At 57.8% G+C, this 12,246-nt stretch carries 12 protein-coding genes and 1 tRNA gene; 11 read left to right on the top strand and 2 right to left on the bottom strand.

Annotation, left to right across the window (positions count from 1 at the left end; all coding sequences use genetic code 11):
• Positions 1-33: 33 nt before the first annotated feature.
• Positions 34-432, top strand: a complete 399-nt coding sequence (locus tag DWX39_RS07295) for a DUF956 family protein (protein ID WP_117759121.1) — start codon at positions 34-36, stop codon at positions 430-432.
• Between the two features lie 305 nt (positions 433-737).
• Positions 738-813: transfer RNA gene (locus tag DWX39_RS07290), tRNA-Arg, on the top strand.
• A gap of 543 nt (positions 814-1,356) precedes the next feature.
• Here DWX39_RS07290 and DWX39_RS07285 read toward each other — a convergent pair.
• On the bottom strand, positions 1,357-1,557 hold the full coding sequence (locus DWX39_RS07285; RefSeq protein WP_229108195.1) for a helix-turn-helix domain-containing protein: 201 nt from the start codon (positions 1,555-1,557) through the stop codon (positions 1,357-1,359).
• 170 nt (positions 1,558-1,727) lie between these two features.
• Here DWX39_RS07285 and DWX39_RS07280 point away from each other — a divergent pair, with 170 nt between their 5' ends.
• The 8 genes from DWX39_RS07280 (at position 1,728) to DWX39_RS07250 (ending at position 10,866) form a co-directional block, all read left to right on the top strand.
• Entirely contained in the window at positions 1,728-5,027 is a 3,300-nt protein-coding gene (locus tag DWX39_RS07280; protein ID WP_117759082.1) for a CAP domain-containing protein, read from the top strand.
• 47 nt (positions 5,028-5,074) lie between these two features.
• On the top strand, positions 5,075-5,743 hold the full coding sequence (locus tag DWX39_RS07275; RefSeq protein ID WP_233508908.1) for a hypothetical protein: 669 nt from the start codon (positions 5,075-5,077) through the stop codon (positions 5,741-5,743).
• Between the two features lie 685 nt (positions 5,744-6,428).
• On the top strand, positions 6,429-7,019 hold the full coding sequence (locus DWX39_RS07270) for a ribbon-helix-helix protein, CopG family (protein WP_117759080.1): 591 nt from the start codon (positions 6,429-6,431) through the stop codon (positions 7,017-7,019).
• On the top strand, positions 7,006-8,205 hold the full coding sequence (locus DWX39_RS07265) for a relaxase/mobilization nuclease domain-containing protein (protein ID WP_158561638.1): 1,200 nt from the start codon (positions 7,006-7,008) through the stop codon (positions 8,203-8,205). The genes DWX39_RS07270 and DWX39_RS07265 overlap by 14 nt, the downstream gene beginning before the upstream one ends.
• 187 nt (positions 8,206-8,392) lie before the next feature.
• Positions 8,393-8,518 (top strand): hypothetical protein, encoded by a 126-nt coding sequence (locus DWX39_RS11300; RefSeq protein ID WP_255413117.1) that lies wholly within the window; start codon positions 8,393-8,395, stop codon positions 8,516-8,518.
• 265 nt (positions 8,519-8,783) lie between these two features.
• A complete protein-coding gene (locus DWX39_RS07260; protein WP_117759076.1) occupies positions 8,784-9,422 on the top strand; it encodes a hypothetical protein in 639 nt (212 codons plus the stop codon).
• Positions 9,419-10,144, top strand: a complete 726-nt coding sequence (locus DWX39_RS07255; RefSeq protein WP_117759074.1) for a metallophosphoesterase family protein — start codon at positions 9,419-9,421, stop codon at positions 10,142-10,144. Before DWX39_RS07260 ends, DWX39_RS07255 begins: the two co-directional genes overlap by 4 nt.
• Positions 10,144-10,866: a metallophosphoesterase gene (locus DWX39_RS07250; RefSeq protein ID WP_117759072.1), complete on the top strand. Its 723-nt coding sequence runs from the start codon at positions 10,144-10,146 to the stop codon at positions 10,864-10,866. The genes DWX39_RS07255 and DWX39_RS07250 overlap by 1 nt, the downstream gene beginning before the upstream one ends.
• A 53-nt stretch (positions 10,867-10,919) precedes the next feature.
• Here DWX39_RS07250 and DWX39_RS07245 read toward each other — a convergent pair whose 3' ends face one another.
• Positions 10,920-11,498, bottom strand: a complete 579-nt coding sequence (locus DWX39_RS07245) for a hypothetical protein (protein ID WP_117759070.1) — start codon at positions 11,496-11,498, stop codon at positions 10,920-10,922.
• A gap of 196 nt (positions 11,499-11,694) precedes the next feature.
• Here DWX39_RS07245 and DWX39_RS11250 point away from each other — a divergent pair, with 196 nt between their 5' ends.
• A complete protein-coding gene (locus DWX39_RS11250; protein ID WP_117759068.1) occupies positions 11,695-11,907 on the top strand; it encodes a hypothetical protein in 213 nt (70 codons plus the stop codon).
• Positions 11,908-12,246 lie beyond the last annotated feature (339 nt).

Here is a 12,246-nt window from a genome sequence, read left to right as displayed (position 1 = left end):
GTCCGATTGTTTTATTTGGAGGGCGAGGCGCGCATGGCGCAATCTCAGAACAGCACGGTCGATCTGGCAACGCCGGCAACCTGCCTAATGGGGCTTACCAGCCACGGCAACGTGATGGTGGGCAATAAGGCGTTCGAGTACTATAACGAGCGCAATCCCGAGGATTACATTCAAATCCCGTGGGATGAGGTCGACTACATCGCCGCCGAGGTTTTGCGCGGCACCAAGAAGATTACGCGTTTTGCCATCTTCACCAAGGACAACGGCCACTTTACGTTTTCGACGCGCGACGATAAAGAGACGCTTCGCGCGGTCCGTAAGTACGTCGACGAGGATAAGCTCGTGCGTTCGCCTGACTTTATCGATGTGACGGCCAAGGGCGCCAAGAGCATCCCCTCCGTTATCAAAAACCTTTTCCACAAAGGCAAGTAGTCATTAAAGAGCGCTCCCTCAAAGTGGGGCGCAGTCTCCCATGTGGCTCGATCGGGAAAGTGCATCCCAGTTCGAGCGTCGATTCCGGGATGTAGTTTCCGGAACGGGGTCGTTTGGGAAACCGTGTCCCGTTTCGAGCCGAAATTCTGGGTCACAGTTTCCTAGCAAGGTCTCATGGGGAAAGTCTGACCCAGAATTTGCCTGGATAGTGGGACGCACTTTCCGGAGGGCTGTTCCACCGCAACTTCGAAGAGTGGGTATACGCTGCATTACAGCGGCGTAAATCTGCTACACTAATACAACATGCCTCCGTAGCTCAGGGGATAGAGCACCGCTCTCCTAAAGCGGGTGTCGACGGTTCGAATCCGCCCGGGGGCACCAGAAAAATCGCAGGTCAGGAGTTAATTTTGCTTCTGACCTGTTCTGGTTTTAGGGTTAAGAACTGCTTTTGTTTGTAAATCTGGTAAGTAAATAATTTAATTTACCGAGTTTTCCACTGAAAACAGGAAATCACCATTTTGGGGATAAAAAGTTTTCAACAGCCGTTAGTCGGTTCCATTTTGGTGAATCGCTTCCTCAATTTGGGTAAAAAATTTCACCATTTTGATGATTCGGCTGCTTTGAGTTTTGATAAAAACGCCTGTTCAGAAGCTTGCGCTATACCCATTTTGGTGAAACCAATTAATAGAGAAATATACTATAAAGATATAGGGACGGCGATGCAGTCCTCTTCGCTCGCGAAGCTCGCTGCGCGGCCACGTACCGTGTCCTTGCCGCCGGCTAAGCCGTCGATAAAGAATAGGGACAGCGATGCCGTCCCCTTCGCTCGCAGAGCTCGCTGCGCGGTCACGTGCCGTGACCTTGCCGCCGGCTGTGCCGTCGATTGATTCGCTCACTGCGTTCGCTGATTGATTGATTGATAGACTAATCCGTTTTCTCAGTAACACCAGTCATGAGTGCAGCAATTGACATGTTGAATCCATTGGCAATTTTGCAGAGGTTTGAAAGACTGACATTTCTTCGTCCGACTTCAATGCTCGCGTAGTAGGAACGATCCATCTCAATCAAATTGGCGAACTGCTCCTGGCTGTACCCGAGTCCAGCGCGGAGCTCTTTGCATCTCATGCCGAATGATTTCTGAAGCGTCTTCGTATCCATGACAAAAAGAGTCATGGATTGTTGTATTTATGCCAACGGACTATATACAACAATCCCTGTTAAGGCGCATAATTACCTTTATTGGAAAGAGTTCTGATGCCTAGTCGGACATGGCATGGAAAAGGAATGGAATAGCAATGACTCAGGGAAAGCATTTCGCTGCCGGTGGCGATCACTTCGCCACACTGCCAAGCAAAAAGATTCACGCCCCGAAGGGGATCGCGCGTCTGACCGTCACCGCGGCGACCATGGCCGCCATGACCGGATCGAGCCTCATCTCACCGTTCACGGCATTCGCCCAGACCGGTGACGGGGGCACGCAGCACCCCGCCGTGATGTCGCCGATCGCCGCCCACGCCGGCGCGGCATCCGGTGCCGGCGCGAAATCCGCCGCACAGACCATCACGGACCTGCAGAAGGCAGTCGACGAGGCGAAGGCGAAGGAGGACGCCGCCAAGGCATCCTACGATGAGGCCTCCGGTCCCTACAACGAGGCGGCTTCCGCCCGCGACCAGGCCAAGGCATCCTACGATTCTGCAGTCAGCGCCGGCACGGCAGCCGACCGAGCGGCAATGGACGAGTACGCCCGTCAGGTCGCGGAGGGCAAGGACGCCGCCGATGCCGCCGGCAAGGACCTCGAGCAGGCGAAGACGGGTCTCGCAGACGCCAAGGCGGATGCATCCGAGAAGGACGAAGCGTACCAGTCCGCCCTCAAGGCGGCCCAGGATGCCAAGGACGCCCTCGATAAAGCCAAGGCCGATGCCGTAGGCGCCACCCCGGAGGCAATCAGTGCCGCCGAGCAGGCCGTGCGCGACGCCCAGGATGCCGTGAGTAGGGCACAGGCCGAACTCGCCAACGCCAACGCGACGCTTGCCGATGCCCAGTCCAAGCTGGTTGCGGCCCAGTCTGCAAAGGATGCCGCCGATTCTGTCCTCGCCGCAGCCAAGCAGAACAAGGACGCGGCGGATGCGAAGACCGCAGCCGCCAGCGCCGCCTACGAGAAGGCGAAAGCCGACCTCGCCGCAGCGGAGGCAGGCGCCAGCGGCCCGGAGTACGATGCCGCGAAGCAGAAGGTCGCAGACGCAGAGGCAGCCCTCGCTGCCGCACGAGCGGTGCAGTCCCAGTGCGAGTCCGAGCTCGAGCAGGCGCAGTCCGCTGCAGCAACGGCGCAGTCCGAGCTGAATGATGCCCAGGCGTCCCTCTCCGTAAAGCAGCGGGCCGCGGCCGATGCCAAATCCGGCGTGGGCGACGCCCAGTCCGCACTCGATGCCGCGAACGCCGACCTCGATGCCGCCAAGCAGGCGAATGCCGACGCCGTCGCCAAGCTGGATGCCGCGAAGCAGGCTGTCAAGGACGCCGAGTCCGCCAAGGCAGCCGCCGACGTAGAGCTCGCGAACGCCAAGGCCGCAAAGGATACCGCAGACGCGGCCGTGACCGCCGCCCAGCAGAAGGTCGACGAGGCACAAACGAAGGTGGATCTCGCAGACGCGCAGCTCAAGCAGGGAGCCATCGGTTTCTTCAAGGCCATGGGTGCCGATTCAGCCATCGAGATCATCCAGAACTGCACGTACAAAGACTACACCGAGATCGGAAACAGTCTCGACGCAACGGGCCTTGAAAACATGCTTTCGTCCATCACGGTCATGAAGAACGTGAACGCCTACCGTAAGTCCGTCGGCCTTTCCGAGCTTGAGGTAAGCTATAAGCTCATTGCGGCAGCGATTGCAGATGCAAACTATTCGACGAAAAATGTAGAGCATGCCCAGCAGTTCGATGTCGGTGAAAACCTTGCCTGGAGCTATCGCGACCCCTGCAAGGCCTGGATCTATCAGGAAAAGGATCTGTTTGACAAGACTGCAGCATCCCTTGGTGCGACGAATCTTTCCGGAAAGGACGCCTACGACTTCTGGTACGCCAACCAGGACAAGTTCGATTACTACCGTATCGGTCATTACATGAACATCATCAACCCTGACTATGCTGTCATGGGATGCGGTCTGAACGATGACACCCGTTTGACGTTCTCGCTCACGCTGCAATACGGCGGTTGGGCAGGCTCCGGTTGGAACATGAACCCCATGTCCGTCGACGAGTACGAGCAGAAGCTGATCTCCTACATCGACGGTCTCAAGAACGCCAAGAGCGCACTCGACGCAGCCAAGGCTGATCTCGCATCCAAGCAGCAGGCAGCCGCCAGCGCCGCCGCAACCGTCCAGCAGAAGCAGGTCGCAGCGGATTCCGCACAGGCAGATGTCGATTCCGCGAAGCAGGGCGTTGCCGATGCCCAGCGTGCCGTCGATGCCGCCAAGGCTGATGTCGCCGCCAAGCAGCAGGGCGTCACGGATGCCCAGACCGAGCTTGATGCGGCGAAATCGGACCTCGAAGCTGCCAACGCGGCAGTCGATACGGCAAAGTCGACCGTCCAGCAGAAGCAGGTCGCCTTTGATGCCGCCCACGCAGCCGTAACGACCGCACAGTCTAAGTTGGATTCCGCCAAGGCGGACACCGAGGCCAAGCAGCAGGACGTCATGGATGCGAACGCCGACCTCGCGAAGTTCTTCCAGGACGTCGCCGACGCCAAGAAGGCGGTCGATACCGCAAAGAGCGCCCACGACGCGGCGGTAGCCGACCAGGCCGAGAAGGCGGCGGTCCTCGCAGCCGCCAAGCAAAAGGCGGATACCACCGCAAGCGCCCTCGCGGATGCCCAGCGTGCCGTCGATGCCGCAAAGGCCGACACCGGCGTTGCCGCCGACAAGCTTACCGGCTCCCAGACCGATCTCGAGGACGCACAGTCGAACCTCGACATCCTTACCGATCTTGCCGCGAAGCTCGCAGAGGCACAGCAGCGCGAGCAGGATGCAGTAAAGGCCGTCAATGACACCAAGGCCGCGCTCGATGCTGCGAAGGCGGATACCATCGCCGCCGAGTCCCTGGTCTTTGCCGCCGAGCAGGCAAAGGCACAGGCAGACGCCAAGCTGTCGAAGCTGAACTCCATCGACGCCGGCGCGGCGATCGCTTCCGGTCATGATGTGAACGCGGATGACGCCCTCAACGCGCTTTTCGCCGCAGCAGTCGAGGCACGTGCCAAGGTCGCGCCCGCCAAGGCCATCCTGGACGAGAAGCAGGCCGCGGTGGACGGGCTCCAGCCCGGCTATGATGCGGCACTCGCCGCCTACGAGTCGGCGAAGTCCGACCGCATCGCAGCGGAGCAGAAGCTTTCCGATGAGATTGCCCGACAGGATGCGGAGGAGGCCGCAAAGCAGCAGGCGGCATACAGCCCGAAGCACCTCGCCGGCACGGATACCGCCCAGACCGGCAGCCTCGCCCAGACCGGTGACCGCGCGGGACTCATCGGCGAGACGTTCGCCATCGGCGGTACCGTCCTCGTGGCAGCCGGCGTCTTCCTCGATCAAAAGAAGCGCCGCGAGCAGATGTAAAAGCGAGCCGGGCGTTGGATATCGGCTAGTGTCCAACGCCCGGTTTCATGGACCGGGAGATCGGTGTGAGAACAAAGGCTATTATCGTTGCGCTTCTGGTGTGCCTTTCGGCACCTCAGATTGGATGTGCCGGCGTTGCAAAGCAGGGAAGCGGCTCTACGGAAAGGGCCGCCACAGCGGTAAAGAATAAAGACAAAAAGAAGCCAAGCGAAGAAAAGGCGGCGCAAACCTCTGGAACCAAAACCGAGGAGAAGAAAGAGTCCGACGACAAGGACCAGAAGTCCGATGACTCCAAGAAGGAGGATAACAAGTCTTCCGATTCCTCGAAGTCGGACAACAAGGGCGATTCCTCCCAGTCCGAGCAGAATTCCGGCAATTCGCAGAGTTCCGGCAGCAACAATTCCTCTTCCAACGGCGGCAGCCAGAAGAAGTGGGTTGCCGAGCAGGGCCACTGGGAGACAGATTACAGCCAGGTCTGGGTGCCGAATGTGGTTTATACGCGCCATGAGCGTTGGATCTGCAGTGCATGCCACGCAGCATTTGGATCTGCAGCCGAAATGGACGCTCACGCTCACGCTACTTTTGGCGATGCGCAGCATCCTAGCGGCGGTTCTGCAATCAATGATTCGTATACCACCTCTGAGGACCAAGGACATTATGAACAGCAGGCTACGGGACAACATTGGGTTGTCGACGTCGCCGGTCACTGGGAGTAATGTACATCGTTCCTATCCTCTTACGTTCGGTAAATGATTATTTATTTGTGGGCGGCCGGTTTCGGTCGCCTTTTTTAAACGCCCAGTCTGGGAGCAAACGATAGGAAAGCAATCAAACGAGAGGCCGCTCCAAAAGAATCCGGCGGTGCCGGATGCTTCGGGTAAAAACTTCCGCAAATCGGTAAGGTCTTCCATCATCTTGCTCCAGCCCTCGCCCGGAGTCCGCTGCGCGGTAATGCAAACACTCGGCATCCCTCGCGTTCGCATTACCGCTTCGCTCTCGCTACAGCGAATTTCTAACACTCAGCATCCTTCGCGTTAAAAATTCGCTTCCGCTCACGGTCTCCGCTGACACTACGACACCGCGAAGCCTTTCGCTCGAAACGAGGCCTCTCGTTTCGTGTCTACGCTACGCTCCGCCCAATCGCCGTTCCGGTGATTGCAAGATTGGTGTTGGGCTAGATAAATGGGGCCATACTCGCCCCCTTTATCTGCCAACACATCTTGTTTATCGCCTCCCACGGCGATAAAGTTAGAAATGAAGTTCGCCTTTCATTTCTAAGTAAAGTGACGGCGTCACTTCAAAAATCGGCGCGACGTCAGTCGCTCCTAAAAAGGAAAGCAATCTCATATCGGTTTTGAATCGGTGGCCTCACCGATTCGCTCTGCTTTCCTGGGGGCATGAATGATGAGTTGCAAACGTCCGCACACCGTTAAGGCGACACTCACTTCTGAAGAATACGAAACGCTTTCCGCTTTGGCAGAAAAGGCGGGCATGACGAAAGCCGAATTCATTCGCTATGCACTGATTCATTGGAATGAATCGTTCGATGATCTAGTCATTTCCAAAGATAAGAACGGTGGCCGTAGCAAAAAGCTGCAAACCGTTTCAGAGGATTCGAACGAAAAGCGCTCGGAGGTTATTTACGTCAAAGTCACCGATGGCGAGCACGAGGCGATTCGCAAGCAGGCGGATGCGCTCGGCACGACCGTCAGTGCGTATGCCCGCCGCGTGATGCTGGCCGGGAAAATCGAGATGATCGATTTCGATATGAGCCAGGTCGCAAAAATCTATCACGAGCTGTATCGCGAGGGGACGAACCTCAACCAGCTGATGTATTTTGTGAATGCGCAAGGTCTTCCGGCCTACAACGAGAAGGCGGTTTTCCGAACGCTTGAAAAGGTTTACCAAAATGCCCGTAAAGTCACCCTCTTCATCGAAGAGCTCGAACAGCGCTATTTCACCGATGGCGGTGAGCTCGATGACCGTCGTTAAGCAGAAAGGTGTTTCGTCCGAGCGCTACGCGAAGCACCTGCGCAAGTACATTAACGGAAAGAATGCTTTGGCCCGCGGCGGCTGGAACCTCGCGAACGGAAAGCACTGGTTTTCCGAAATGGCTATGACGCGGAAGATGTTCCATCACGACAGGCCCGCGCGTGCCGGCGCGAAAAACATAACGATGCTTCATCAGATTCTCGCCTTTCTGCCCGAGGAGTGCAGCTGCAACGGAGGCAAGATGACCCCCGATGCGTGTATGGCCTACGCGGAGCAATGGCTTGCGAAACACTACCCGCATCAACAAGTGATTGTCGCGTTGCATGAGGAAAGCGATAAGGCGGGAAAACGCTACGCGGTTCATATGGCGATTAACCGCACGGATCTTTTGACGGGTAAGCGTTGCGAGACGGGCGGGCGTCGCGGAAAGTACGAACGCGCTGCGTGGGTTCGTGAAATGGACGAGGCCTGGAATCTCGCTCAGCTCGAAAAGGGAAAGAAGAACTCGAAGATTCGAGACCGACAGCCGCGCGACACTGAAAAGAAAATCGTTGAGCGGGGAGAGTACAGTTATAAAAACTATCTGCGCGAGTTGATCCATCTTGCAATCAACGAAGGTCATCCGAAGAATATGGAGCAGTTTAAAAAGTTACTTGCCTCATGGGGCGTAGACATTTTCATCAAGAACAATCGAGTCTATGCGACAGATCTCGATATCAAGGAGGCCGGCAACCCGAAGTGCACTTTCAACCTGACTCGTCTTGACGGGAGGTTTGCGGTCAAGCAACTTGAGGCGGCCTTCAAAAATAACGTGCTGGAGGCCGAGCGAGCCCTTCCTTATGAGAGGCGTTGCGAGATTTACATTCAACGGCTTAAGAAGGCGTATTCGGCGTGGGTCGAGCAGGCAAAGGCGAGCAAGGGCGTCGCCTACAATCTCTTTCCTAAGTTCATCGCACCGAAGTGCGATGAAGATCTGCTCGAGGATCCGGCGGTTCGTGATGAGCTTCTTGCCCGGCGCGGTTACGCAAGAGAGATTCGCAACCGTTACGCCGGCGCCGTTCCCGATGCTGGCGATGACCGCGTTCGCGCCGCAGGACGAGACCATGGTGGCAACGGCGACATCTCGCCGCAGGTCGATCGTGCGGTCGACCGAGGCGATTACGATCGCGGCGACGCGCCTCGCTAGTTTTGGAAAGCCTATCGTCGGTGCCCTAGCGCGCTGCCATCCAGTGCCGATTCTGCCATACTCGCAATTCGGTGAGGATGAGGAGTATGAATTGATCGGCGGGGGTCAGCCGCTCTGATAGAATCGTCCTTGCTGTCGGCAGCCCTCGTGCCGGGCAGAGCCCTCCATTTGATGGGAGGTGATGCCCATGACCGATTTCACCGAGCTCGTGAAGCTCCTGACCGCTATGGTCTCGCTCCTCACGGCCCTTGTCGGCCTTTCCAAGGCACTCAAGCAGGGTTCGAAGCCCAAAAAGAAAGGCCACCGTCGCTAAGACGATGACCCAACTTCATTAAGCAACGGCTCTGCCCAGCTCTCTACAACTTGGGCTGCCGTCGGCACCATTTTACCCTCCTGACGAGGAATTCGTCCATATTTCAAAAATCAAATCCTGTTCGCGCGTGGGCGTAAACTTATATAGTTGGGCAAATCCGGCAGATTGGAGCTTGAAACATGAGGGATATGCACCTCATGTCGCTCATAAAACGTCTCCTGACCTCGAAGGAGAACGTTTTTTAGCGATAAAAGGAGACATAAAAATGATCTGGTTTACCAGCGACACCCACTTCGGGCATGAGAACGTGCTGAAGTTCACCGACCGCCCGTGGGAGACGATTTGGCAGATGAACGACGCCATCGTCGACAACATCAACGGCAAGGTTGCCGTGGACGACGAGCTCTACATCCTGGGGGATTTCTCATTCAAGATGACCGCCCAGGACGCCTACGGGCTGCGCAAGCAGATCGCCTGCAGGCGCATCCACCTCGTCCCGGGAAACCACGACAAGGACTGGACCCAGCCGGCGGTCACGGGCGCCTTCACCGTGGAGCCGCCAATCTGCGTGCTCAAGATCGACGGGCGGAAGATCGTCCTGAGCCATTACCCCATGGCCGACTGGCAGGGCATGAACCATGGATCGTGGCACCTCCACGGGCACATCCACAGCAGCGGCGGCGCGTACAACGAGTTCAACCGCAAGCAGGGCCTTCTGCGCTACGACGTCGGTTGCGATGCCAACGGGCACTCCCCGGTGAGCCTCGATGAGCTGAGGGAATGGTTCGCCGGAGTCGACGAGCCGTGCGGCCGGGTGAAATGGCCCTGGTGGGTCAACGAGACCGGCGACAGACAGGTCGAGCGCGAGCTGGCGGCGTACAAGAGGGAAGAGGTGATTCGATGACGGTCTATGTGACGGGCGACATCCACGGTGGACTCGACATGCAAAAGCTCCGCGACTGGGAGCTTGGCGATAGTCTTACCAGCGACGACTGTCTCATCGTTGCCGGTGACTTTGGCTTTCCGTGGGACTTTTCTGCCGAGGAATGCGCCGACATCGCCTGGCTGGAGTCGCGCCCCTACACGGTACTGTTCGTCGACGGCAACCACGAGCGCTTCGATCACTGGGAGGAGCGCCCCATGGAGCCGTGGCATGGCGGGCTGACGCAGCGCCTGTCGGACACCTCGCCCATTCGGCGCCTGACGCGCGGCGAGGTCTTTGAGCTCGACGGTTCGACAATCTTCACCATGGGCGGTGCCACGAGCGTGGACAGGGAATACCGCGTGCCGTATTCCAGTTGGTGGCCTCAGGAGCTCCCGGATGAGTGCGAATTCGATGCCGTGCGGGCAAAGCTCGACGAGGCCGGCTGGAAGGTCGACTGCGTCATCACCCATACCTGCGCCACGCGTATGCTCTCGCCGACGCTCTACCCGGACCCAGGCTGGGAACGCCCTGATGTGGACCGGCTGACCGGATTCCTCGATGAGCTCGAGGACCGCCTGGACTATAAGCACTGGTATTACGGCCATTTTCACCGAGACGGCAACCCGGACGAACGGCACACGGTGCTGTATGACCGAATCGTGAGACTCGGGGACAAACTCCTGCCGTGGGGTGCGTACTGATGACGGTCTATGTGACAGGCGACGTGCACGGCAGGGCCGAGTACGGGTCCAGCCGGTTTGCATTCAAAAATTGGCCGCTGGGCCGGACCCTGACGCGCGATGACGCGGTGATCGTGGCCGGCGACTTCGGCTTTGTCTGGGACGGCTCGAATGCTGAGAGGTATTGGCTCGATTGGTTTGAGTCAAAACCATGGACCACGTGTTTCGTAGACGGCAACCACGAGAACCACCGGATGCTGGCAGAACTGCCGGTGCGGGAGTGGAACGGCGGCCTCGTCCATGAGGCGCGACCGCACGTGCTGCACCTGATGCGCGGAGAGGTGTTCGATATCGACGGGTTCACAGTCCTTGCCATGGGCGGCGCCGCGAGCAACGACAGGCAGTATCGCAAGGAGGGGAGGAGCTGGTGGCCCGAGGAGATGCCGAGCGAGGAAGAGATGGACCACTGCCGCGCCTCGCTCAACCGCGTAGGCTGGAGGGTCGACTACGTGGTGAGTCACGAGGCTCCTGCTGCCCTGGCTAGAGAGCTGTGCCGCGAGCGCGGACGTGAGTGCGGCGGGGATACGCTGCAAACTTTCCTGGGCGAGCTCGACGGGCGGCTCGACTATCGCATCTGGCTCTTCGGGCATTACCACGGCGACGAATGGCGCGACGACAGGCATCGCCTGGTCTATCGAGACATCGTGCCGATCGAAAGTGCTGCGCCCGGTTCTCAGTTCTAGAAACCCCCTAGAAATGCTCTAGAGGGTTTCTAGAAAATTAGATGCTATGCGACCTACTCATCCTTCATCTGGGTCATGGCCTCGACCTTGGCCTCGGCCGCGGCTGCCCGCTGCTCGGAGGCGGCGAGGCGGTCCTTGAGGGCGGCTACCGCGGCCATCAGGTCGTGCTGGGCCAGGAGCGCATCGCTCAGCTCGGCCTGGGCTTTCAACGCAGCGTCACGCTCGCCGCGCAGTCGCTCGATCTCATCGGCCATGGCCTCAGCCTCGGCGTGGAGCTGGGCGACCTGCCTGCCGAGCCCCTTAGCACGGGAAAGGTGCCTGACGCCCGCGGCGTGGAGCTCGTCGTTCTCGAGTTCGAGACTCGCGGTATCGAGTTCGAACTTCTCCTCTATAAAGGCAATCCGCTCATTGCAGTCGGCCTCAATTTTTTCATTCCGATCCGTCGCCTCGGCGAGCTTGCGGTTGAATTTGTCGAGCTGGGCCCTGAGCAGCGCGTTCTCGGTCTTGAGATCGGCGGTCTCGCGCAGCAGCTTCTCTCGCCAAGCCTTTTCAATCTGCTCGGCGGCCTCATCGAGGACGTCCTTCACGCCGGGCGTCTCGCTGATTTTTCTGTCGTTCGGGTTGTCTGTCATCGTGCGGCACTCCAATCAACAATGGGCATGGCTCCGCCATGCCGTACGGCTGGGAACAAATACGCGGCCGCTGTTGAGTTGTGTTTGTCCTGCGCTTGGTGAGTTCTAAAAGCGTCTCAAGTCATACGTTCACGCAGGTTTTCGATTGGAGAAATACCGCACGTTTTCATGGTATCACGTGCCTTAAAGAACATGAATGGGCGGTCATATCGATTCGTTGAAAATAGCACCTACGACGTGCTGGTGGCGGGAGAGTGATGGCGTTAAAGATGTCGAGAATGATTATGGGAGTATTTTAGATGCAGGTATGAGAAAGGGTCGAATCGAAGTGTCTGGCCGGACGCCAATTGTCCGGGAACTGTTTCGGTTCGACCTTGCTTCATTTTACATCCGCGGCATGTTTTTGTAGACGCCTGGCGATTACCGACCTTCACGACCTCGATGACGGTTTCCCCGTCCTCGATTCTTGCCAGATTGCGGTAGACATGCTGCGTGAATGGTCGGATATCATTTGAGCCAGAATCCTCTTCTATTGAAGCGGATTCTGGCTCAGTGGTTTTTAACTCGGTTGTTTGACAGAAGCCCACGTCGATAGTCGGGCTGTGGACTTAAGATTTCGGGGGCTCCCAAGCGTTTTCGATCGCGGCGCGGTAGATTGCAGCGTAATTAAGCATCCAGCTGCCATCACCAGTTTTTTGAATATACCCCTTATCCTTTGGCTCTGTTAGACCATAATTGACATATAGGT

The organism is Collinsella sp. AF19-1LB (genome assembly GCF_003459655.1).
Taxonomy (GTDB): Bacteria; Actinomycetota; Coriobacteriia; order Coriobacteriales; family Coriobacteriaceae; genus Collinsella.
This window is presented reverse-complemented; position numbering and strand designations above follow the sequence as displayed.

Coding starts and splice junctions, on each gene's coding strand:
- DWX39_RS07280 (WP_117759082.1), top strand. CDS start 1,728: ATGACTCAGGGAAAGCATTTCGCTGCCGGTGGCGATCACTTCGCCACA.
- DWX39_RS07245 (WP_117759070.1), bottom strand. CDS start 11,498: ATGACAGACAACCCGAACGACAGAAAAATCAGCGAGACGCCCGGCGTG.
- DWX39_RS07295 (WP_117759121.1), top strand. CDS start 34: ATGGCGCAATCTCAGAACAGCACGGTCGATCTGGCAACGCCGGCAACC.
- DWX39_RS07265 (WP_158561638.1), top strand. CDS start 7,006: ATGACCGTCGTTAAGCAGAAAGGTGTTTCGTCCGAGCGCTACGCGAAG.
- DWX39_RS07260 (WP_117759076.1), top strand. CDS start 8,784: ATGATCTGGTTTACCAGCGACACCCACTTCGGGCATGAGAACGTGCTG.
- DWX39_RS11250 (WP_117759068.1), top strand. CDS start 11,695: ATGGGCGGTCATATCGATTCGTTGAAAATAGCACCTACGACGTGCTGG.
- DWX39_RS07270 (WP_117759080.1), top strand. CDS start 6,429: ATGATGAGTTGCAAACGTCCGCACACCGTTAAGGCGACACTCACTTCT.
- DWX39_RS07275 (WP_233508908.1), top strand. CDS start 5,075: ATGGACCGGGAGATCGGTGTGAGAACAAAGGCTATTATCGTTGCGCTT.
- DWX39_RS07250 (WP_117759072.1), top strand. CDS start 10,144: ATGACGGTCTATGTGACAGGCGACGTGCACGGCAGGGCCGAGTACGGG.
- DWX39_RS07255 (WP_117759074.1), top strand. CDS start 9,419: ATGACGGTCTATGTGACGGGCGACATCCACGGTGGACTCGACATGCAA.
- DWX39_RS07285 (WP_229108195.1), bottom strand. CDS start 1,557: ATGAGATGCAAAGAGCTCCGCGCTGGACTCGGGTACAGCCAGGAGCAG.
- DWX39_RS11300 (WP_255413117.1), top strand. CDS start 8,393: ATGACCGATTTCACCGAGCTCGTGAAGCTCCTGACCGCTATGGTCTCG.